General features: G+C 57.6%; 18 protein-coding genes and 1 tRNA gene. 1 reads left to right on the top strand and 18 read right to left on the bottom strand.

Translation table 11 applies throughout. The annotated features are described in order from the left end of the window. Nucleotides 1-79: 79 nt before the first annotated feature. From AC07VU_RS09455 to AC07VU_RS09375, 17 genes are all read right to left on the bottom strand, one after another. The gene (locus AC07VU_RS09455) at nucleotides 80-856 is read right to left on the bottom strand and encodes a M48 family metallopeptidase (protein WP_495029768.1); all 777 of its coding nucleotides are present in this window, start codon (nucleotides 854-856) and stop codon (nucleotides 80-82) included. Continuing rightward, nucleotides 853-4,128 carry a type I restriction endonuclease subunit R gene (locus tag AC07VU_RS09450; RefSeq protein WP_495029767.1) on the bottom strand — a complete coding sequence of 1,092 codons (3,276 nt, stop codon included), beginning with the start codon at nucleotides 4,126-4,128 and terminating at the stop codon, nucleotides 853-855. The genes AC07VU_RS09455 and AC07VU_RS09450 overlap by 4 nt, the downstream gene beginning before the upstream one ends. A gap of 159 nt (nucleotides 4,129-4,287) precedes the next feature. After that, a complete protein-coding gene (locus AC07VU_RS09445; protein ID WP_462020195.1) occupies nucleotides 4,288-5,124 on the bottom strand; it encodes an HAD family hydrolase in 837 nt (278 codons plus the stop codon). Then, a complete protein-coding gene (locus tag AC07VU_RS09440) occupies nucleotides 5,124-6,350 on the bottom strand; it encodes a restriction endonuclease subunit S (protein WP_462020194.1) in 1,227 nt (408 codons plus the stop codon). Before AC07VU_RS09440 ends, AC07VU_RS09445 begins: the two co-directional genes overlap by 1 nt. Then, on the bottom strand, nucleotides 6,340-7,863 hold the full coding sequence (locus AC07VU_RS09435; RefSeq protein WP_462020193.1) for a type I restriction-modification system subunit M: 1,524 nt from the start codon (nucleotides 7,861-7,863) through the stop codon (nucleotides 6,340-6,342). Before AC07VU_RS09435 ends, AC07VU_RS09440 begins: the two co-directional genes overlap by 11 nt. A gap of 3 nt (nucleotides 7,864-7,866) precedes the next feature. Continuing rightward, nucleotides 7,867-8,439: a restriction endonuclease subunit S gene (locus tag AC07VU_RS09430; protein WP_495029766.1), complete on the bottom strand. Its 573-nt coding sequence runs from the start codon at nucleotides 8,437-8,439 to the stop codon at nucleotides 7,867-7,869. Between the two features lie 45 nt (nucleotides 8,440-8,484). After that, nucleotides 8,485-8,766, bottom strand: a complete 282-nt coding sequence (locus tag AC07VU_RS09425) for a hypothetical protein (RefSeq protein ID WP_124312651.1) — start codon at nucleotides 8,764-8,766, stop codon at nucleotides 8,485-8,487. Between the two features lie 324 nt (nucleotides 8,767-9,090). Beyond that, a complete protein-coding gene (locus AC07VU_RS09420) occupies nucleotides 9,091-9,381 on the bottom strand; it encodes a hypothetical protein (protein WP_462020190.1) in 291 nt (96 codons plus the stop codon). Beyond that, entirely contained in the window at nucleotides 9,378-10,358 is a 981-nt protein-coding gene (locus tag AC07VU_RS09415) for an integrase domain-containing protein (RefSeq protein ID WP_495029765.1), read from the bottom strand. The genes AC07VU_RS09420 and AC07VU_RS09415 overlap by 4 nt, the downstream gene beginning before the upstream one ends. A 912-nt stretch (nucleotides 10,359-11,270) precedes the next feature. Then, nucleotides 11,271-12,593: a tyrosine-type recombinase/integrase gene (locus AC07VU_RS09410; protein ID WP_495029764.1), complete on the bottom strand. Its 1,323-nt coding sequence runs from the start codon at nucleotides 12,591-12,593 to the stop codon at nucleotides 11,271-11,273. Nucleotides 12,594-12,765: 172 nt separating this feature from the next. Continuing rightward, a tRNA-Thr gene (locus tag AC07VU_RS09405) sits at nucleotides 12,766-12,841 on the bottom strand. Nucleotides 12,842-12,918: 77 nt separating this feature from the next. Further along, the gene (locus AC07VU_RS09400) at nucleotides 12,919-13,740 is read right to left on the bottom strand and encodes an FkbM family methyltransferase (RefSeq protein ID WP_457275452.1); all 822 of its coding nucleotides are present in this window, start codon (nucleotides 13,738-13,740) and stop codon (nucleotides 12,919-12,921) included. A 354-nt stretch (nucleotides 13,741-14,094) separates the two neighbouring features. Next, nucleotides 14,095-15,306: a methyltransferase gene (locus tag AC07VU_RS09395; RefSeq protein WP_495029763.1), complete on the bottom strand. Its 1,212-nt coding sequence runs from the start codon at nucleotides 15,304-15,306 to the stop codon at nucleotides 14,095-14,097. A gap of 121 nt (nucleotides 15,307-15,427) precedes the next feature. Continuing rightward, complete coding sequence (locus AC07VU_RS09390; protein WP_007922607.1) at nucleotides 15,428-16,117, bottom strand: ABC transporter permease; 690 nt, start codon at nucleotides 16,115-16,117, stop codon at nucleotides 15,428-15,430. Beyond that, nucleotides 16,114-16,809: an ABC transporter permease gene (locus AC07VU_RS09385; protein WP_007922609.1), complete on the bottom strand. Its 696-nt coding sequence runs from the start codon at nucleotides 16,807-16,809 to the stop codon at nucleotides 16,114-16,116. The genes AC07VU_RS09390 and AC07VU_RS09385 overlap by 4 nt, the downstream gene beginning before the upstream one ends. A gap of 78 nt (nucleotides 16,810-16,887) precedes the next feature. After that, nucleotides 16,888-17,643 (bottom strand): ABC transporter substrate-binding protein, encoded by a 756-nt coding sequence (locus AC07VU_RS09380; RefSeq protein WP_101336582.1) that lies wholly within the window; start codon nucleotides 17,641-17,643, stop codon nucleotides 16,888-16,890. A 13-nt stretch (nucleotides 17,644-17,656) separates the two neighbouring features. Continuing rightward, nucleotides 17,657-18,430: an ABC transporter ATP-binding protein gene (locus AC07VU_RS09375; RefSeq protein WP_007922616.1), complete on the bottom strand. Its 774-nt coding sequence runs from the start codon at nucleotides 18,428-18,430 to the stop codon at nucleotides 17,657-17,659. Between the two features lie 554 nt (nucleotides 18,431-18,984). Between AC07VU_RS09375 and gabP the strand changes: the two genes are divergently transcribed. Continuing rightward, nucleotides 18,985-20,382, top strand: a complete 1,398-nt coding sequence (gene gabP / locus AC07VU_RS09370; RefSeq protein ID WP_274305268.1) for a GABA permease — start codon at nucleotides 18,985-18,987, stop codon at nucleotides 20,380-20,382. 223 nt (nucleotides 20,383-20,605) lie between these two features. On the opposite strand, the gene AC07VU_RS09365 is transcribed toward gabP, so the two are convergent. Beyond that, complete coding sequence (locus AC07VU_RS09365) at nucleotides 20,606-21,004, bottom strand: hypothetical protein (RefSeq protein WP_009046516.1); 399 nt, start codon at nucleotides 21,002-21,004, stop codon at nucleotides 20,606-20,608. Nucleotides 21,005-21,046 lie beyond the last annotated feature (42 nt).

The raw sequence follows: 21,046 nt of genomic DNA, 5'->3' as shown, positions 1-21,046 counted from the left end.
ATCAATAGTGCCGACTAACTAGGAGGCTGCTTTTGGTCAGTAGTAATTCTAGAGTCGGCATCCAGATGTATAATCAAAATCAACCGCCGTTGAGTAGGGAAGCCGCCATACCGTCTAACCGCTTTTTCACACTTTCCCACTGTGGCATCACTTGCTGCATTAGCCGGTAAAAGCGTTCGCTGTGGTTATGCTCCGCGATATGGCAAAGCTCATGCAGGATTACATAGTCAATGCACTCACGAGCCGCCTTAACCAAGTGGGGATTGAGAGTGATGCGCCCGGCGGGGGAGCAACTGCCCCACTGCGTTTGCATGCTGAGGATGCGCAGTGGCGGCTTGCCAGAAACCCAAAGGGCTTGCTGCAAGACTGCCTCCAGACGTCGATCAAAAACCTCTCGGGCGCGGGTCTTGTACCAAGCGTGCAGTAGCTCGCGTACCTTTCCAGCCGACTTCATCCGGACAGACACCTCCAGCTTGCCACGCAATAGACGCACCTGTTGCAGCTCATCAGGAGCCTCCACGACCTTAAGCACATATTGCTTGCCCAAATAGTAGTGGCTTTCTCCGCTGATGTATTGCCGCGGGCGGACATGCGTTCGCTGAGCGCGGAACTCACGAAGCTGTTGATAAATCCAACGGCCGCGCCGCTTCAGTGCACCCAATACCTGTTCATCACTAGCGCCGGCCGGTGCACTGACCCGCACGCGGCAATCTGGATCGACCTTGATCAGAATGCGCGAAACCTCGCGCCCCCGTGGGGCCCGCTCAACCTGTATCAACTCATCGGCGTAGTAAAAGCTCAGCCGGCTTTGCCCTGGTGGACTAGACGGAGCATTCGTGACGATGGGAGCGCTCATAGACCGGACAAGCCCACCCGCGTAATTTGCACCACCCACTCAACCATGGCCTTCGCCTGATCCATGCCGGCCCCCACCGCCTTGCACTCCTTGAAGAGCAGCGGTAACAACTTCTTGCGGATATCGCTTTCAATGTTCTGTGGGTTGATAGAATGTTCGGCCACAGAGGTCATGACCATTTCATCCAGGCTAAAAGCCAGCTTCACCCAGTGCCCCTGTACCTGTTCATCGGCTGAGGTCAGGGCTTCCGGAAGGCTTTTCTTGAAAACACCAAAGTAAGCCTGGGCATGGCGGTTACCCGCCAATACGTCCGGCAGTTCATCTAGCTTGCGCGCCTGCACCTGCTGCTCAAATTCGTGGAATAGCAGGTACTGCTTGAGCGGGTGATCGAACAGCTTTGCGGCATCTTCAATGGCTTGGCGCAGCAGCTTAGAAAATGCTTCTTGGGCATAGGGGTCGTCACGTAGCTCCTGCTCAATCATCTTGCTCACGCGGGTCTTGATGATGTCGGTTTCGTTGCGCACCCTGTCCTCACTCCACTGCTCAGGCTTTTGCTGCCCCATCTTGCCAACTTCATAAACACCACCTGGATCTCTAACCTCCACGCCGACTACATGCTTATCCAGCAACTTGCGCACCTGTTCGGCGTACTGGTCATAGTTCACCGTCTCACCGGCATCCTGTTTGGCCAGTTGGCGTAGGCTGGAGAACTGCTTGAGCGTTTCCTTGTAGTGAGCGCGGTCAGCGTCACTAAAGCTGGTGTCCTCGAAGAAAGAGGCTGATTGCAATGCAACCTTCAGGCAACTGGCGAACTCGGTTAGCGCCTCATAGAAGTCCTCGCGCACTTTGAGATTTACATCCACAAACTCACCGTCGCGCTCCTGCATCTTGGGTACCAGTACCTGGCGTAACTGTTCGATATCGCCTTTGTTTTTCACATCGGCAAAAATCGCCCAGAGTATTTTGTGCAGTTGAGGTAGCCGTTTGTACTCGCTGCTCATCTGGCTGTAGAGGCCGGCGATGTCATTTATGTCATAGCCACCCTGAGTGCGTGAAGCCAAATCCTGATATTTCTGAATCGTGGTATCCAACTCGGAAAGAATGCCGCGATAGTCAATCAGCAGGCCGAACTTCTTCAGGGGATGCAATCGGTTGACCCGTGCAATGGCCTGAATCAGGTTGTGCTCCTTGAGCGGCTTATCGATGTATAGCACGGTATTCTTCGGCTCATCGAAGCCCGTCAGCAGCTTGTCCACTACGATCAAAAGCTTGAGCGAATCATCCTTATCGAAACGCTCAATCAACTTCTTGGTGTAGACCTGCTCATCCGCGCTCCCAACGTTGTTCTTCCACCATTGAGTTACCTCCGGTGAAGCAGCTTCATCCACTTCGGTGTTGCCTTCGCGGCTATCCGGTGGGCTCATCACCACAGCGCTTTCGAAAAGACCCGCTTCGTCCAGGTATTGCTTGTACTTGATCGCCGACGCCTTACTGTCACAGGCCAACTGCCCTTTGAGGCCTTCATCAATGTTTTTCACGAAGTGGTTGGCGATATCAAGTGCAATCAAGCGAATTCGATCATCTGCGCTGTAGATCTGTCCTTTCTTGGCGAACTTGCGCTTTAGATCGGCCTTCTGCTGCTCGCTCAGCCCTTCAGTGATGCGCTCGAACCAGCTATCGATAGCGCGCGCGTTCACATCCAGATCGGGGATGCGCTCTTCATAGAGCAACGGCGTCACCGCTTGATCCTCCACGGCTCGGTGCATGGTGTAGGCATGCACGATGGGACCAAACTTATTTGTGGTCTTGTCGTCTTTGAGCAGGGGCGTGCCGGTAAACGCCACAAAAGCCGCATTGGGCAGCGCCTGTTTCATGCGGATATGGTTTTCACCGCCTTGGCTGCGGTGACCTTCATCGATCAGCACGATGATGTCAGCACTAGTGTTCACGCATTGCGGCAGCTTGGTGGCGCTGTTGAACTTCTGGATTAGGGAGAAAATGATGCGCTCATTACCCTTGCCGATCTGCTCGGCCAAGCGCGTCCCGGAAGTGGCCATCGCGGCCCCGCGATCCTTCTTGCCTGCCAGTTCGCCGCCCGAGGCGAAAGTCTTGCTCAGCTGGTTTTCCAGATCGACCCGGTCGGTGACCACCACGATGCGACACTGTTTGAGCGAGTCATGCAGGATCAGCGCCTTGCTCAGAAAAACCATGGTGAATGACTTGCCCGAGCCTGTTGTATGCCAGATCACCCCGCCCTCGCGGCCACCGTCCTTGCGCTTGTGGGTAATCCGCTCGATCAGCCGTTTGATGCCAAATACCTGCTGATAGCGAGCAACAATCTTGCCAGCCGTCTTATCGAACAGGGTGAAGTAGCGAGTAATCTCCAGCAGCCGGGCAGGAGAGAGCAGGCTGATAAGCAACTGATCCTGGCCGGTCAGCGCTAGCTCGCCGCCAGCGATCAGGGTGTCATACCAGTCCCGATCACGGGGAGGGCGGTGGCTAAAAATAGAGGCCTTCTCCGCGGCACTCAGTTTGCGGTTCTTCAGCGCATACAACTCTGCGGTGGCGATATCTTCCTCACGCCAAGCCGCCCAGAATTTCGCAGGCGTGCCGCATGTGGCGTAGCGCCCGTCGCTGCCATTGATCGACAGCAACAATTGGCTGTAGGCGAATAGCCTTGGGATTTCGTCGTGACGCTGGTTGCGCAAACTCTGCGAAACGCCTTCGTCGATGGTCGGGCCTTTCTGTGCATTGCTATCGGGGCGCTTGGCCTCGATCACTGCCAGCGGAATACCGTTGACGAAGCAAACAATATCCGGCCTCCGCGATTCCACACCACTGCTGCGCAGCACGCGAAACTCTTCGGTAAAGATGAAGCTGTTATTTGTAAGATTGTTCCAGTCGATCAACGCCACGGTCGGGTTAGCTTTTTTACCATCCACGAACTCCGTCACCGAGATGCCATACAGCAAATGGTTGTACAGCCGCTCGTTGGCGGCCTGTAGCCCTTCGTTGAGCGCTGGGCTGCACATCTCACCGATCAGGTTGTCGATGGCCTTGGCCGATAGCGGATATTCACTCCCGCTAAACAAGAAACGTCGCTTGCTCAGTTGCTCGCGCAGTACATCACGCAAAACTACCTCGTCGCTCTTGCCGCTCCTTGCTGTCAGTGCCTGCGCGGGCGAGAGGAACTGCCAGCCGAGGTTGCACAGAAGAGCCAAAGCTGGAAGTTTCGCACTGTATTCTTCCTGGAATTTAGGTGTTGGTATCATCCGCTGTAGTTCTCCAAGCCGCCCGCCAGCTGTTGCTGGAACCAATCAGCTCATGAATTTAACTGCTATGTTGGTCAATGACCCACTATGGTCGAGCATCCATTCCGCGCTGGGTGAACTGCCTCAAACCATCATCTCTGTAGGTCGCTACCTGTGGTGTCAGCCATTCGCTTCTGCGATTGTGCGATCCGATACCACCTTGTCGATCATCGCCTTCACGGCGCGATCAATGGCTGAACCATCGGTGTAATCGGCAGTGGTCGCCAGGTTAGTACGCCCTTCCTTGACCAGCTTGAGTGCTTTTTCGCGGGCACCGCGTTTGCCCTTGCCGTACACGGCAATCGAATGGCCGCCCTGATTCTTGACCAGGCGCATGGAGGGAATATCGGTCTCACCATCGCCGATAAACACCATGTTGCTGAACGGCACAGGCCGCTCGGCTGGCTCTACGAACTTGTTGATTACCGAGTTATCGTGCACATCCAGGCTGCCCTTGTTTATGCGGAACAGATACTGGGTTTTGGTGGTGTAGTTCACCGCTAAGGCTGGCCAGTGCGCGACGTCGTTATGGTCGTACATAAAGCCTGAGGCATAGACGCGTGTGAAATGCTTGTTGATCGGGGTCCCCTCAATCATCTCGCGTAGCCCCGACGAGATGATGAAGTGTTCGACCTTTACGCCCTTGGCGCGGCCATATTCAGTGATACGTTTGAACCAGTCTTGCACGCCTGGAAATAGTTGAATATGCGCCCCAAAATCGGCAAAGTCCTTTTTGTGCACCGGCACCCGGGCGGCCTGCGCTTTCTCGATCATCAGCCGCATATAAGCCAAAATCTCGTCCGCCTGCTGCTCCTGAGACATAGCCTTGACTGCGCGCCAGAATTCAGCCGGCTTGATGCCCAATGCCGGTACAAAGTTGTACTCCTGCATATTACCGGGAGACAGGGTGCCGTCGAAATCGTAGGCAATCACAAAGGGGACGTGTTTTTTAGCCATCAAGCTACTTCCTGTTCATCTGCCACTACTCGGCGTTTGCCTGTTAGCAATTGCTGCATCAATGCTTTTTTCTCTTGCTTCAGGCAGGAAAGTTTGGCTTGAAGTCGTTGGATTTCCTGATCAGCGGTGGTGAGCACAGCAGCAATTGCATTTTGCTCTATACCTTCGGGGACAAACACCTGTAGGCCAAAGAAGTCGCTTGGTTTGACATTAAGCAAGCCATGCGCGCGACCGCCTTCGTTAGCGATTTTGCTCAAGCCTTTGTTCAACAAGCCAGACTCAAAATAGTGCTCAAAAAACTCTGGAGTGCAGGTGTTTTCGTTGACGGTCTCAAAGCAAATATAAAGTGTAGTGACCACGCCTTTATCGTATTTGTTCAGGCGCTTTATAGCTCCCATAGGATAACCATTGGAATAGCTTTTGTTGTAGGCAAACTGTCCCTTCTTGAGTAGAAAATAGTTGTCTAGAATTTCTGAGGCGACGGTTTTGCTGAAAAAATCTTCTTGGCGGATTAAGCCCTGTTGAGCTGAAATAGTCATCACATTGGTATTTGCTTCAGTGTTTTTTGTTGTGACTCTACGGAAGAGCTTTTCGAGGCGGATTTGTCGCCAGTCTTCTTGAAAACCACGCAGGCGTTTTTTACCCGTCAGTAATTGCTGCGTCAACGCTTTCTTCTGGAGCCTGCTATTCTCTACAAGATATTCGGCGGTGGTGATGGCTTGATCCCATGCGGACAGAATTTTTGCAATTTTTGTCTGTTCTTGAATCGGTGGGATGCTAAAACGTAACTTGCGTAGTTCTGACAAGTTGATACGTGAAAAAGTCGAGCCACCAGCCAGCCTTAGAATGTCTAGCTGAACACGCTCTGATTGAAACTTGAAATATAGGAATTTTTTATTAACTTTTTCAGAGTTTGGCTTGATCAAAACTGTATCTTGACCAAGAATAAACGGTTCTGTCGTGTCGACATAACTTGCCACGCCAATGGACTGGTTGCGGCTAATTACTAGATCGCCAATATCGACTACACAGTGATCCATCAGTGATTGATAGTCCTCTTCTGTTACTCGCTTGCTTGGCGATGCCAAATCTAGCTGCCCCCATTTTAATGTCCCAGGGGATACCACGGGAATGCCGGAGTCAACATAAATAGGAGTCCTGTGTTTGCAGTCAATGACTTTTGAAATAGCATCTAGGCTGCTGCGTGGCCACTCGTTAAAAACCATAACCAAGTTCCTTCAAGTACTCATCCATCTGCACTTCCAGTTTGACGAGTTGTGCCTTGAGCTGTTCGCGCTCGTTACGCACTGCGAGCAGATCGATCTCTCCCTCTTTCTCGAAGGTATCTACATAGCGCGGAATATTAAGGTTGTAGTCGTTATCACGGATTTCCTGCAGGCTGGCGCGATGACTGAATTTGTCCGAACCAATGCGATGGCGGTAAGTGATCAGAATATTCTTGATCTGCTCATCACCCAGAATATTCTGGTTTTTGCCGGCCTTAAAGTCGCGGCTGGCGTCGATAAACAGAACGTTTTCGTCAGCTTTGGCCTTACTGAAAATCAGGATTGAGGCGGGGATACCTGTGCCGTAGAAGAGTTTTTCCGGCAGACCGATGACGGCATCTAGCAGATTTTCTTCAATCAGTTGCTGACGAATCTTGCCTTCGCTGGAGCCACGAAACAGTACGCCATGGGGCACGATTACTGCCATTCGCCCAGTCTTGGCTTTCAGGGTTTCGATCATGTGCAGAATAAAGGCGAAGTCGGCCTTGGTTTTTGGCGGGATGCCGCGTTTGAAGCGACCAAATTGATCGTGCTCGGCCTCTTCATGACCCCACTTGTCCAGCGAAAACGGTGGGTTGGCGGTTACAATATCGAACTTTAGCAACTGACCATTCTGGTCGAGAAGTTTGGGGTTTCGCAGGGTGTCCCCCCACTCAATCTTGTGGTTGTCTTCTCCGTGCAGAAACATATTCATCTTGGCCAGCGACCAGGTGGAGCCTATAGCTTCCTGGCCATAGAGGGCGTATTGCTTACTGTTGTGGTGTTCGCGCACCTTGCGTCCGCACTTCATTAGAAGTGACGCTGAGCCGCAGGCCGGGTCGCAGATGGTGTCGCCCGGTTGCGGGTCTAGCAGTTCGGCGACTAGCTCAGAGACTTCCGGCGGTGTGTAGAACTCACCGGCCTTCTGCCCACCGCTGGCGGCGAAGTTCTTGATCAGGTACTCATAGGCATTACCGATCACATCCAAACTGCCGACACGGGACGGTTTAAGGTTGAGTTCGGCCCCCGCGAAGTTTTCTAGGAGGTGGCGCAGGATAGAGTTCTTCTGTTTTTCTTCACCGAGCTTGTCTGTGTTGAAGGAGATGTCCTGGAACACGCTCTTGCCGGCATCCTTGAGTTTGGTGCCGTTAGCTTCCTCAATAGCGTGCAGCGCCTGGTCAATTCGCTCACCGTTTCCTGGCTCATGGCGACGCTCGTAGAGGGCATAGAAGCTGGCGTCACTTGACAACACGAATCGCTCGTTCTTGAGCATCTCCTCGATCAGCTCCGGCTCGTCACCGTATTCCTTTTTATAGTTGTCGTAGTGATCCTGCCAGACATCGCTGATGTACTTGAGGAACAGCATGGTGAGGATGAAGTCTTTGTAGGTGTCCGCACTGATGGTGCCGCGGAAGGTGTCGCAGGCTGCCCACAGCGCCTTGTTAATATCGTCCTGGTTTACTTTGTCGTTCATGGATCAAGCCTTTATAAGTTGCTGGTAAATGCCTTGCAGCATGTGCTCTCTGTTGGTTTGCAGGCGCGCGATCAGTTCATCCTCTTCATCCCACACCGCTTGCAGGGCAATCAGTTTCTGCTGGATCGCGAGCGGTGGGAGGGGGATCTGCATGTCCATCAAGGACGCTTTGCCGATGGCTTGAATCGCACTGCCGCTTCGCTCAAGGCTGCGTTGGCTTTGTGGCAAGTTGATTAACCAGCACAGGAATGCCGGCAGCACCTGTGACTGTTTCGCTGTAACAATAAAAAACTGGCTGGTCGCTACAACTGCCTGCTCGCCTGCGTACAGTACGGCCTTGTTGCTATCACCACGGGCGATCACGGTGATGTCGCCAGGCTGAAGCAGAGGCGGAGCGGTACGAATGTCCCAGGTAACGGCAATTAGCGTATCGGGTTCAATCACTGCGTTTTGGCGCAGATCCTTGATCTGCAGTACTCGAACATCGCCAGACGGGTCATGCTCCAGCGCGCCGCGGAAGGTGTATCCGGAGCGGACATCAGCCAGTTCGCTCAACTTGAATAACTGGGTTGGCATAAATAGCTCAGGGGAAAAGCGCCATCCTTGGCGCGACAAGTGTGGTCAGACTTCGCAGCGTTGGTACTGGTTCTGCAACCATTTGGCTTGCTCGGCTGCCAGCCCATACCATGCAGCGTCGCCCTTAAGACGAGTTACAAGCAACCCGTCATCAGCATCCATTACTGCTTTGAGGTTATCTCGCACCTGAGCCGCTGTCTGGGTCGTGGCAATAATCCAGGTAGACTCCAGCGGCCGGCACCAAGTGCCGTAGGCTTTAATGCGCTCATACAGGGATTGGTAATCACGTTTCTTACGCAGGTCATAGGTAATTTGGTACAGTTTCATAGCTCTAGCTCTCCTAACGAGTCAGTTATTGCAATAGCGGCAGGGTGCAACCTGCCGCGCCTCATTTTTCTCTGTACAAGACGTACTGAGTAGATGGCGAGAGCAATATCTCCCCGTTGGCTCGTGCTGTCAACACTTTTTGCTCAGTAGGCGCTCTATAGAGGTGGGTCCGCTTTGAAATAGCCAATCACACTAGCGTGGAAGTCTTGGTGGCTGGGCTGCTCTATACATCTTCCTGATGCGAGCCACACAATGTGTCGCCTAGCGCTGTGAAGGCGATCAGGTCCATTTCGCCGCCGTTTGCAATCACCCGGCAGGGCGGTCTCAGTTTTTCTTGCTTCTTTCTTGTGCAAGCCCAGGTTTACCAAGCCGCTTTATAATCAACCACTCGGTTAGCTGGTAGTAATACCTCGTCGCCGGGCTGCGGGACTTCAGGTGTTGCTCCTCAAACCACCGGAAATGTTTAAGCTGCCAACTCCACGGATTGTCTCGGCCGAAGCGTTTCCGAATGGCCTTTTGTATTGTTTGGGCCTGCCTAATGTGGCGCTGCCGCGTGGCATGGGAACCGGTGAGTACGGCATCAAGGAAAAGCCTCATGTCGAAGGACTTAGTCATCTCCGTCCTCCTATGTAGGCTGCGATCACGTCAGTGCGGTTATGGCCCATCTCCAGGCTGATCTGCTGGCGTGCTGTTTGGTCGAGCTCACGGTTTTCCTGAAAGCAGGTACCGTCGTTGATCGGCGCTGCATGGCCAGTAAGTTGTTTGTAACGTTCGCAGGCGTAGGCGGCGCGCAATTCGTGGAAGCCTTTCAAGCCATATACGTGCAGGATCTCGCGTGCCGGTTTCACGGTTTGCTGCAGGAAGGTCTTGTAGCTTTCGTCTTGGGCGAGCAGGTTGTTGCTGCCAATGGGCGAGGCGTTACGGGCGGCTTGCAGTGCGTCCCGTACGTTCTTTGTCGCTGTTATCCATCGTGGTGCGTATGCGCCTGAACGACCTCCCTTGGTGCCGTCTTGAATGTTGATGCGGCCGAGTCGCTCGGCTTCGCGATACAAACGTGGCAGGTCGGCCAGGATGGCTTCGCGCAGGCGCATGCCGGTTTCGCGGGCAAGGTGCAGGATTGCGCTGACACGTTGCTGCTGCAGGGCGTTGAGCGCTTTGATGACGGTTTTCAGGTGCTTGCGATCTTGTCCATTGGGTGCCTCGCTTCTTACTGTGGACCTGTGCAAGCCGAGGGCTTGGCTGGGGCTGGTGACCCGTACCGAACGATCACCACGAATCGCCTCCAGCGTGCGGTTCACGCTGGAAAGTCGGCTCTGTGCGGTAGCGATTTTCAGGCCGCTTCGCTCGACCTGTTGGCTCAGGTGCTGGGCATAGTCGAATAGCGTTTGCTGGTCGATCTTGCGGGCGTCATTGATACTTGGATCGAGTTCGGACCGGCACCATTCGGCGAAGGCTACCCAGCGGTCTGCGTGGGCTTTGACCGTGGAATAGTGCCCGTTGCCAAACATATCCTTTAACGCCTGCCGTCCGGCATAACTCAGCTGTCGACCCCATCCAAAATTCCGTCCACCCCTTCTTCCAACAAGTGGCATAGCCTTGTTCCTCCCGAAGCCCATCGACTGAAGCGTTATCCCCACGTCATCCCGCCAAGAATGTTGAGTGTTATCAGGGATCAAGGTCCCTGCGACCTGTGAGGGGTGTCCACTAACGCGGGACTTACGGCTCTTTACGACCGGGAGCTTGGGCATCTCATGATCTGACCTCCTGAGCACTTCCGAAGAAGTGGGCGGGTGGAGGTTGCACTGGCTGACGAGACCGGCGCCGCGAGATCCTGAGTCGGGTGAGGGCAGTGATGCGATGACCGGGGCATGCCTGGCTGTCAGTCAGGTGCAGTCCATTCCTTGGGCTGCGGCACCATCATCTGCATCGCTGTTGCTGGTGACTTCGGTGTTTGTCACGCCGATTGTCACGAGGGGAAATGCCGCAAAGCCTTGTACGAGTTGGGCTGCAGCAGCGGTAGGAGCGCCCGTCTCTTTCCGGAAGAAAGAGACGGGCGCAGGTTGGCGCAGTGAAATGGCCAAGCGGATAGGTTGCTGCAGGGCAGCTATGAAAGGGAATGAGTTGCCGCAGTGGGCACACTGGTAAAAGGAGGCATCCATCACATCGCTGTGACCGTGCGAGCCGCCGGACGCTAATCGCACTTTGGGAGAACCACCACCGTGTGGCGTAGCCTTAAAGGTTCTGGCTACCTGGGTTGCTGTCGACGACAGCGCTTTGCCCGATCTTTTCTACGCTTGTGGATAATTCGGGTCAAGGCCCGAATTTTCGGGCGTTCTGCGGCTGTGGATGAAACTATCCACCGGTGGAAATCTGTGGTTTTCGACAGACAGTTACTTGGGCTTTCGATTTTTTAAGTGAGGTCCATCCAAGCAGGGCGGCTTTGCAGCCCTGCTTGGATGGACCCGCGTGGAAAAGCGGATCACTGAGATATGAAGACCGAGCGCTTACTCGGTTGCGCCACGTTTTGCTTTTAGGCGAGTGACGTTCGCTCCGGTCTGGTTCGCGAATTCGTGTGGAGTGACATGCTCCTGCCGGTTGGTCTCCAGGTACCGGCTCCACCAGTTCATGATCAGCCTGCGCTCCTCGATGAACTCGGCCTTGTGGATGTAAGCGGCGCGGACGTTGTTGCGTTCCTTGTGGCTCATCTGCCTTTCAATGGCGGTCTCGGACCACAGTCCGGACTCGATCAGTGCGCTGCAGGCCATTGAACGAAACCCATGCCCGCAGATATCGGTTTTGGTGTCGTATCCCATCGTCCGTAGCGCGTTGTTCACGGTATTTTCGGACATGGGTTTCCAGGGTTTGGCATCACCTGCGAAGACCAATGCGAATTTGCCTGTGAGTGCATGGATTTTTTCGAGTAGCGCCACTGCTTGCGGCGATAAGGGTACTAAATGGATATCCCCGGCCATCTTCGTACCCCTTGTGGAAAAAGGTACTCCCTCCAGCGCTGGTCGAGTGTCCGGTATCTCCCAGGTGCCACGCTTGAGGTCGAACTCGCTCCAGCGTGCGAAACGCAGCTCGCTGGATCGTACAAACACATGCAGCGACAGCATCACCGTCAGACGGGTAAGTGCCCGGCCTTTATAGGTGTCGATCCGCTCCTGCAGTTCCGGCAGTCGCGATAAGGGTAGAGCCGGGCGATGGACCACCCGCGGGGCCTTGATCGAGCCTTCGAGGTCGTAAGCAGGGTTTATGGTGATAAGCCGGAGGCGCTTTGCCTCGCGCATGATGCTCTGAAGGTAGTTTTGTACCCTTAAAGCAACGTCTATCGTTCCGCGTTTCTTGATCGCTTCCAAGGGCTGCATAAGGTCATGGGTGTCGAGATCAATAATGGCGCGTGCGCCGATCAGCGGGAATACGTGGGTTTTGAGGCGGCTCATCACTGTCTTGGAATGGCCTGGTGCCCACTTGGCCGACATTTCCGTATGCCAGTCGAGCGCAACGCTTTCAAAGGTTCTGCCTTTGATTACGGCTTCCGCCTTGGCTTGGTGCTTGGTCTCTATAGGATCAACGCCATCCGCAAGCATTCGCTTAACTTCCAAGCGCTTGCGGCGCGCATCGGCGAGGCCAATGACGGGGTAGTTGCCGAACGAGGTCAGTCCTTCGCGTCCGTCAGGTTTGACGTAACGGAGCCGCCAGCCTTTGCGGCCATTGGGTTGGACTAGGAGGTAGAGGCCATCGCCGTCGAAAAGCTTGTAGGCGCGGTCTGTAGGTTTTGCCAAGCGGCAAGCTGCGTCGGAGAGGGGAGCTGTGGTGCGCGACATAAGGGTACTCCCTTTTATCGAAGTGACCTGTATCCCAAACTCTACCCTTAAAACGGTTGGAATCCACCAGTTTCTGACGGAAACCGATGGAACGCCAAAACGAAAAAACCCGCCAGAAGGCGGGTTTTTCGGGGGTTCCAGAGATTTTGAAAGCCTTCTCTGGAACCTTGTATGGTGCCGGCACCAGGAGTCGAACCCGGGACCTACTGATTACAAGTCAGTTGCTCTACCAACTGAGCTATACCGGCGTGTGGGCGACGATTATAGCGATTGGCGGGGTTCTGTAAACCCCTGAAATCTGACTATTTTTGCTTTGTGCCGGGCTCTAGCCGCGGACCAGTACTTTCTTGAGTTTTTCGAGGGCGCGCCATGAGCGGCTGTTGCGCAGGGCGTGCAGTGCAGCTTCGGCGCGGTCGGCGCGTTGGCGTTCGGCGATCAGGGCCTGTTCCAGGTCGGTGGCGGGGGCGACGAAGCGGTGGCCGGGGTTGAACTGGAACTCGTCGAGGTTGCACGGCGGGATGTCGAAGGCGCCCTTGAGGTTCAGGTGTTCTTCGGCCAGGTAGAAGGTGTTGATGCCGTCGAACACCACCGGGTGGTAGCCCGCGCCAGTGACCAGGGTTTCCCAGGCCTGGTCGCGGTTCCATGGGGTTTCGATCAGCAGGATCCACGGCCGCCAGCGGTTGAAGTCCATGCTGCGCAGCACGGTTTCTTCGTGGCCTTCGACGTCGATCTTGAGGAAGTGGATGGGGCCGCCGACGTGGGCCTCGCAGATATCGCTCAGGGTGCGTGAGCTGACAATCTGGGTCTGCACCTGCATGCCGGCGTCCTTGTGTTGCTGGGCGATGGCGGGGTCGAGGGTGGACAGGCCGGTGTCGGCGATGGCGTAGAAGGTCAGGGCCTCGGCGTTGTCGCCGGCGGCGCATTGCAGGTTGGTGTCCCAGGGCCGCTCCTGGCACAGGGCGTGGTAATAGCTCGGCACCGGTTCGACGTTGATGCCGCGCCAGCCGCGATCGTAGAAGGCGCGGGTCACCGAGTCGGCGGTGGGGTGGTTGGCGCCGACGTCGATGTAGAAGCCGTTTTCAACGTGTTTGAGCGCGCGCCACAGGCGGATGTCTTCGAAATTTTGTGCATAAGAAATGAACGTCACTGTCTTTTCCCGTTAATCACAAAGGTTCTGGAGCGGACGCGCCCGCGAGCGCCTGCGTCTGTATAACAAGCGTCGCCGACCGGCGCAATTTGCCTCGCCTGTGGTGCCGGTTTTCGGCTGTTATGTCCTTTGGCATTGACGCTTATGCACAATCGATGGCTGTCGCGCGGCTGTTTTCGCTGATTTTGTGGATCCGTTCTCAATTCGCCGCAACTGGCTGTTTTTTCGCTGGTTTATTTTTATGAACAAAAAATGACCAGCTCTGTATTGAGGCTGTAGCAGGCGCTTTCAGCGGCTTTGGCGGGATTTCATCAACAGAGTTATCCACAGGCTGGATAGGATGATGGATCCAACTTATCCACGTTCCGCCAGCAGCATCAGGTTGCGTGGGGTGAGCGGTGCCGGGCAGAACAGGCCCAGTTGCACGCAGTAACCCTGTTCCTGCAAAAACAGCCCGCGATCGAGCACCAGCCACAGCTCCAAGGGCCGGCGAAACAGGCCGCGCAGCAGCTCCAGGTTGCGCACCTGGGCCAGGCGCTGCCAGCCGGCGGCTTCCAGCGCCGGCCAGTCCTGCGAACCGACTGTGGGTAAGTCCTTGAGGGCCGCCAGGTCGTGGCAGTAGTCGGCGAAGGTTTTGTCCAGCCAACTGGCGGGCAGCGACGGGGTGGGCAGGTATTCGTCGACCCCGCGCAGCCGCCGTTGCAGCAGGTCGAAGGCCAGGCGGCGGGCCATGGAGCTGTCGCGTTGGCGGCGCACCCGGGCGCCGGCGGTGACGGTCTCGCTCAGGGGCAGGCCCAGGTCGTCGAGGGACAGTTGCAGCGCCGAGCCCTTGGCCGGGCCGGAGAGCGGCTGGTACTCGGCATGGCTGATGCGGTTGTAGCAGCAGGGCGCGATAGCCAGCTGGCGGCAGCCGCGTTCGCTGGCCAGTTGCATCAGGTGTACATGCAGGTCGCCACAGGCGTGCAGGGCCACCGGGGTGTGTTCGGCGCTCAGGCGGGCAGCGGCGTCGGCGGCGAGTACGTCCTGCTGCAGGTGGCTGGCCGGCAGCCGATGGTGTTCGCTCAGTTGCCGGCCGCTGGCGACCAGCGCCGGGTCGTATTCCAGGCAGGTCAGCCGTTGCCCGGGTTGCAGCAGGCGGCGGCCGAGGTGGCCCTTGCCCGAACACCAGTCCAGCCAGTGGCCGGGCGCCTGGGTGAACTCCAGGCAGGCGGCGAAGGCTTCGATCTGCTGCCATTTGCGCCCGGGCACATCGACATTGAGGCGCTGGCGGGCGGCTGGCACCTCGTGCGTCGGCAGCTCGGCCACGGCACCGAGCACGGCGGCGATCCGCGCCAGATCGGGGAAGGGCGCGGGAGCATCGAGCCGTTCTGGGTGGTTATGGCTCGCCTCGGCATCGTCCAGGCTGCGCTGGCGCAGCCACTGGGCGAGTTCATGGTGCTGGGCTTCCCAGGGCAGCTGCGGCTCGGTGAAGGGGCGTGGGCGCCAGAGCGGTTGATGGTCCAGCAGGAAGCGGTCCAGGGCCTGGAAGCGGCTGAGGAGTTCGGGGCCTTGGAGGATGGAGGGCATGCTGGGCTGCTCAGGATAGGGGCCGTAGGAGCGAGGCTTGCCCGCGATGAGAGCGTCGCGGGTTATCTGGTACACCGCGTTATCGTTTATCGCGGGCAAGCCTCGCTCCTACAGAAGCGGTTCAGCGGCCTTGGCATTGCTCGACGCGCAGCCAGCGTTCCAACAGCTTGAAGCCTTGCACCAGCACATAGGACATCAGCAGGTAGAACACCCCGGCGGCGAAGAAGATCTCCACCGGCAGGTAGGTGCGGGCGATGATGGTGCGGGCCATGCCGGTCAGTTCCAGCAGGGTCACGGTGCTGGCCAGGGCGCTGGCCTTGAGCATCAGGATCACTTCGTTGCTGTAGGCCGGCAGGCCGATGCGCGCCGCCCGGGGCAGGATGATGTAGAACAGCGCCTTGGGCTTGGACATGCCCAGCGCCCGCGCCGCTTCGATCTCGCCCGGCGGGATGGCCTGGATCGCCCCGCGCAGGATCTCGGCGATATAGGCCGCGGTGTGCAGGGTCATGGTGGCGGTGGCGCACCAGAACGGATCGCGCAGGTACGGCCACATCGCGCTGTTACGCACTGCATCGAACTGTGCCAGGCCGTAGTAGACCAGGAACAGCTGCACCAGCAGCGGCGTGCCACGGAAGAAGAAAATGTAGGCATAGGGCAGGGCGCGCACGTACCACAGGCGCGACGAGCGGGCGATGCCCAGCGGAATGGCCAGCAGCAGGCCGGCGATGACCGCGATGGCCACCAGTTCCAGGGTCAGCGTGGCGCCCTGGGCCAGCTTGGGCAGCCACTTGATGATCACTTCCCAGTTCATTGGGCGCTCCTCGCGAAGCCGCGAGCGGCGCGTTTTTCCAGGAAGTGCATGCCGGTCATGGCCAGCACGGTCAGGCCCAGGTACATGAAGGCCGCCACCATATAGAAGGTGAAAGGTTGCTTGGACACGGTCACGGCGATCTGCGAGTGACGCATGATTTCTTCCAGGCCGATCACCGACACCAGCGCGGTGTCCTTCATCAGGATCATGAACAGGTTGCCCAGGCCCGGCAGGGCGATGCGCCACATCTGCGGCATGATCAGCCTGGTGAAGATCCGCCATTTCGACAGGCCCAGGGCCACGCCGGCCTCACGATGGCCCTTTGGAATGGCGAGGATCGCGCCACGGAACACTTCGGTGGCGTAGGCGCCGAAGCACAGGCCGAGGGCGATGACCCCGGCGGCGAAGGCGTTGAGTTCCAACTCCGGGTTGCCGAAGAACTCACCCAGGGCGCGCATCAGGTTGACGGTGCCGAAGTAGATCAGCAGCACCCAGAGCAGCTCGGGAACGCCGCGCACCAGGGTCGAATAGGTGCCGCCAAGCCATTGCAGCGGCTTGTACGGGGAAGTCTTGGCCAAGGCGCCGAGCAGGCCGAGCACCAGCCCCAGGCACAGCGCCGAAAGAGCCAGCTTGACGGTCATCAGCGCGCCAGCGGCGAGCGCCGGGCCGAATCCGTAGAGATCGATATTCATGGATGGTTATTCAAGTCGCGGCAGGCTTTGCTAAGGACCGGCGCCCTCGGGGAAGGGCGCCGGGCAGGCCAGTCAGTATCAGTAGATGCTGAACGGGAAGTACTTGTCGTTGATCTTCTTATAGGTGCCGTCGGCCACGATTTCCTTCAGGGCGGCGTTGAGCTTCTCGCGGATCGGATCGTTCTTGCGCACGGCGATGCCGATCTTGTCGCTTTCTTCAACCGGGTCGCCCTTGAACTCGTAAGGCTTGCCCGCTTCACTTTTGAGCCACTCGTAGTTGACGTACTTGTCGGCCAGGATCGCGTCCAGGCGGCCGGACGTCAGGTCGAGGAAGGCGTTTTCCTGGGTGTCGTAGAGCTTGATGGTGATGTCGTCGCCCAGGTTGTCTTCCAGCCAGGTACCGGCCAGGGTGGCGCGCTGCGCACCGATGATCTTGCCCTTGAGGGAAGCCTTGTCGGTCTTGAAGTCGGCCTTGTCTTTAGGCGCGATGAACTGCAGCTTGTTGGAGTAGTACGGGTCGGTGAAGTCCACCGCCTGCTTGCGCTCGTCGGTGATCGACATCGAGGAGATCAGGAAGTCGAACTTCTTCGCGTTCAGGGCCGGGATGATGCCGTCCCAGTCGGAGGTGACCACTTCGCACTCGACTTTCATCTTGGCGCACAGGGCGTCGCCGACGTCTTTGTCGAAACCCACGACCTGGCCGCTGGCATCCTTGTTGTTGAACGGCGGGTAGGCCGCTTCGATGCCCATCTTCAGTTTGTCGGCGGCCATCGCATTGGCCGAGAACACCAGAGTGGCGGCAGCGGCCAGGAGGAATTTCTTATAGCTCTGCATGCGTGTTGCTCCGTTAGCGGTTGCTGGACATGAATTGTTTGCAGCGTGCCGAAAGCGGGTTCTCGAACACCTGCTGTGGCGATCCTTGCTCCTCCACCAGGCCCTGGTGCAGGAACACCACTTCACTGGAGACCTGACGGGCAAAGCCCATTTCGTGGGTGACCAGCAGCATGGTCCGGCCTTCTTCGGCCAGGGCGCGGATCACGTTGAGCACTTCCTGGACCATTTCCGGGTCCAGTGCCGAGGTCGGCTCGTCGAACAGGATGACTTTGGGCTGCATCGCCAGGGTGCGGGCGATGGCGGCGCGTTGCTGCTGGCCGCCGGAGAGCTGGGCCGGGTAGGCGTGGCGCTTGTCGGCGATGCCGACCTTGGCCAGCAGCGCTTCGGCCACTTCGATGGCTTCGGCCTTGCTCTGGCCGAGCACCCGGCGCGGCGCCTCGATGATGTTGTCGAGCACGCTCATGTGCGGCCAGAGGTTGAAGTTCTGGAACACGAAGCCGATTTCGCTGCGCAGGCGGTTGATCTGCTTGCCGTCGGCGGCAACCAGTTCGCCGTTCTTGGCGGCCTTGAGCTTGAGTTCTTCACCGGCCACCAGGATCTGGCCCTGGTGCGGGTTTTCCAGGAGGTTGATGCAACGCAGGAAGGTGGACTTGCCGGAACCGGAGGAACCCAGGATCGAGATCACATCGCCGTCGCGTGCGGTCAGCGAGACACCCTTGAGTACCTCCAGCGAGCCGTACCGTTTGTGCAAGTTGCGGATTTCAAGCGCGGGCGTGGCCTCAGCCATGTGCGGTCCTCATGAGTTCATTGCGCTCCTGCTGGTAGCGGCTTTTCTGGCGAGGCGCCAACCTAGCATAGCGTTCGAATGACAGCCAACAGCGCTTCAGGGTGTAAGCAGACGGCGTGTGACAGGTTGTCGCATCGGCACAGCAGACTGTCGCCCCGTCAACAACCGAACGCCCGTTTGAACCCTGTTCCCAGCGGGTGTCGCGTAAAAAAAGGCGCGATGGTGCCAGCTTTGGCCAGGTGTTGGAAGGGTAAAACGGCCAAAGGTTGCGTATCCGCCCTCTATTTGTGCGTCACACACTTTTTGTGTGTGTTTCTGGTGCGCTGCTTCGTTCTACAAATGGGTGGTGCGGTAACGTTCTGGCGCAAGGCCATTAATCTCAAGGACTTGCGCTCATCCGTCGATCGCCTTCGCAGGCCGCGCCGGCTGGGAGCCTGTAACATTTTGGCGCAAATCTTGCGTAAGAAATAAAGAACGCCCTGTTGGATTCTTTTTACGAGAAAGAATATCCAGACCGGGTGGACGCTTTCGCTTTCTTCGCAAAGGTAGTTTCAATGAGCAGTACGCAGACCTCCAATGACCTCGAACAGGGGCTCAAACCGCGGCATGTCACCATGCTGTCGATCGCCGGGGTAATCGGCGCCGGGCTGTTCGTCGGTTCCGGCCACGCCATCGCCGAAGCCGGCCCTGCCGTGCTGCTGGCCTATGCGGCCGCGGGCACCCTGGTGGTGCTGGTGATGCGCATGCTGGCCGAAATGGCCGTCGCCTCGCCGGACACGGGTTCCTTCTCGACTTATGCCGACCGCGCCATCGGCCACTGGGCCGGTTTCACCATCGGCTGGCTGTACTGGTGGTTCTGGGTGCTGGTGATTCCGCTGGAGGCCAACGCCGCCGCGACCATCCTGCATGCCTGGTTCCCTGATATAGCGATCTGGGCCTTTACCCTGGTCATCACCTTGCTGCTGACCGCGACCAACCTGTTCAGCGTGAAGAACTACGGTGAGTTCGAGTTCTGGTTCGCCCTGATCAAGGTCGTGGCGATCATCGGCTTCGTGGTGCTCGGCCTGCTGGCGATCTTCGGTCTGCTGCCGACCAGCAATGTCAGCGGCGTCTCGCACTTGTTCGATACCCAGGGCTTTTTGCCCAACGGCATGGGCGCGGTACTCGCCGCCATGCTGACCACCATGTTCTCGTTCATGGGCACCGAGATCGTCACCATTGCCGCCGCCGAATCGAAGAACCCGGGCCAGCAGATCAGCAAGGCGACCAACTCGGTGATCTGGCGGATCGGCCTGTTCTACCTGGTGTCGATCTTCATCGTCGTGGCCCTGGTGCCATGGAATGACCCGAGCCTGGCCCAGGTCGGTTCCTACCAGACCGTGCTCGACCGCATGGGCATCCCCAACGCCAAGCTGATCGTCGATCTGGTGGTGCTGGTGGCGGTGACCAGTTGCCTGAACTCGGCGCTCTACACCGCCTCGCGCATGCTGTTCTCCCTGGGCAAGCGCGGCGACGCCCCGGCCGCGGCCAAGCGCACCAACGCTAGCGGCACGCCTTACTGGGCGGTGATCCTGTCCACCGCCGCTGCCTTCCTTGCGGTATTCGCCAACTACGTGGCACCCGCCGCGGTGTTCAATTTCCTGTTGGCCAGTTCCGGCGCCATCGCCTTGCTGGTGTACCTGGTGATCGCGGTATCACAGCTGCGCATGCGCCAGAAACGCACGGCGGCCGGCGAGAAGATCGCCTTCCGCATGTGGCTGTTCCCGGGCCTGACCTACGCGGTGATCGTATTCATCGTCGGGGTGCTGACTATCATGCTGTTCCAGGAAGGGCACCGTATGGAGATCGTCGCCACCGGCCTGCTGAGCATCGTCGTGATCGCGGCGGGCCTGCTGGTTGCGCGTCGGCGCAAGCTGGAGAAGCAGGCGGCCGGTGTATTGAGCCGCGCCTGAGTTTTTCCCGGTAACGAAAAAGGCCGCTGTCAGTGCTGACAGCGGCCTTTTTTATGGCCTGTACCGACGCTTTCGCGGGCAAGCCTCGTTCCTGCAGATGAAGGTGATCCGTAGGCGCGAGGCTTGCCCGCGATGACGATTGAACATTCGACGCAGCAGTGAGGGTCATGCAGGGCGCGTTGTAGCCGCAGGCTGCGCCAGCGGCTACAGATTGTGTTGAAGCTTATTTCTGCATCAGGGCTTCCGACGCGGCCAGGTAGGCGGCCTGGAACTCCGGGCTTTCGATCCAGGCCAGGGCGCCGGCCTCGTCGGTCTCGGTGGACCACTGGCGGTACTCGATCAGGGCGGCGAGGATGAAGTCCATGGCGCCTTCCTCGCCTTCCTGCTCGTAGACGATCTCCAGCAGCGGGTCTTCCAGGAACGCCGCGCACATCGCCTGCTGGCTGGTCTTCTCGGCGTCGATCATCTTCTTGAACAGCTCGGTCAGGTCCACCGATTCGAAGTCGATGCGGTCGTCGTTCGGGTCCAGTTCCACTGGCGCGGCGTTGCGCTGGGTGCGGTTCTGCTTGGCCTTGGTTTTCGCCCGCTGGGCTCTTTTGTGTTGCTTGTTCGCAGATGCCATGGGCGTCGTACCTTTTGCGCAAAGAGGGGGCCAGGGATGGAT

The organism is Pseudomonas sp. GW821-FHT02B10, from assembly GCF_059421865.1.
Note: the sequence above shows the minus strand (reverse complement) of the source record. Positions and strands in the feature narration are given on the sequence as shown.

Excerpts from the sequence above, each read along its gene's own strand:
- AC07VU_RS09395 (WP_495029763.1), bottom strand. The coding sequence starts at position 15,306 with ATGCCCTCCATCCTCCAAGGCCCCGAACTCCTCAGCCGCTTCCAGGCC.
- AC07VU_RS09410 (WP_495029764.1), bottom strand. The coding sequence starts at position 12,593 with ATGTCGCGCACCACAGCTCCCCTCTCCGACGCAGCTTGCCGCTTGGCA.
- AC07VU_RS09420 (WP_462020190.1), bottom strand. The coding sequence starts at position 9,381 with ATGACTAAGTCCTTCGACATGAGGCTTTTCCTTGATGCCGTACTCACC.
- AC07VU_RS09375 (WP_007922616.1), bottom strand. The coding sequence starts at position 18,430 with ATGGCTGAGGCCACGCCCGCGCTTGAAATCCGCAACTTGCACAAACGG.
- AC07VU_RS09380 (WP_101336582.1), bottom strand. The coding sequence starts at position 17,643 with ATGCAGAGCTATAAGAAATTCCTCCTGGCCGCTGCCGCCACTCTGGTG.
- AC07VU_RS09455 (WP_495029768.1), bottom strand. The coding sequence starts at position 856 with ATGAGCGCTCCCATCGTCACGAATGCTCCGTCTAGTCCACCAGGGCAA.
- AC07VU_RS09435 (WP_462020193.1), bottom strand. The coding sequence starts at position 7,863 with ATGAACGACAAAGTAAACCAGGACGATATTAACAAGGCGCTGTGGGCA.
- AC07VU_RS09390 (WP_007922607.1), bottom strand. The coding sequence starts at position 16,117 with ATGAACTGGGAAGTGATCATCAAGTGGCTGCCCAAGCTGGCCCAGGGC.
- AC07VU_RS09450 (WP_495029767.1), bottom strand. The coding sequence starts at position 4,128 with ATGATACCAACACCTAAATTCCAGGAAGAATACAGTGCGAAACTTCCA.
- AC07VU_RS09445 (WP_462020195.1), bottom strand. The coding sequence starts at position 5,124 with ATGGCTAAAAAACACGTCCCCTTTGTGATTGCCTACGATTTCGACGGC.
- gabP (WP_274305268.1), top strand. The coding sequence starts at position 18,985 with ATGAGCAGTACGCAGACCTCCAATGACCTCGAACAGGGGCTCAAACCG.
- AC07VU_RS09430 (WP_495029766.1), bottom strand. The coding sequence starts at position 8,439 with ATGCCAACCCAGTTATTCAAGTTGAGCGAACTGGCTGATGTCCGCTCC.
- AC07VU_RS09365 (WP_009046516.1), bottom strand. The coding sequence starts at position 21,004 with ATGGCATCTGCGAACAAGCAACACAAAAGAGCCCAGCGGGCGAAAACC.
- AC07VU_RS09385 (WP_007922609.1), bottom strand. The coding sequence starts at position 16,809 with ATGAATATCGATCTCTACGGATTCGGCCCGGCGCTCGCCGCTGGCGCG.
- AC07VU_RS09440 (WP_462020194.1), bottom strand. The coding sequence starts at position 6,350 with ATGGTTTTTAACGAGTGGCCACGCAGCAGCCTAGATGCTATTTCAAAA.
- AC07VU_RS09415 (WP_495029765.1), bottom strand. The coding sequence starts at position 10,358 with ATGCCACTTGTTGGAAGAAGGGGTGGACGGAATTTTGGATGGGGTCGA.
- AC07VU_RS09425 (WP_124312651.1), bottom strand. The coding sequence starts at position 8,766 with ATGAAACTGTACCAAATTACCTATGACCTGCGTAAGAAACGTGATTAC.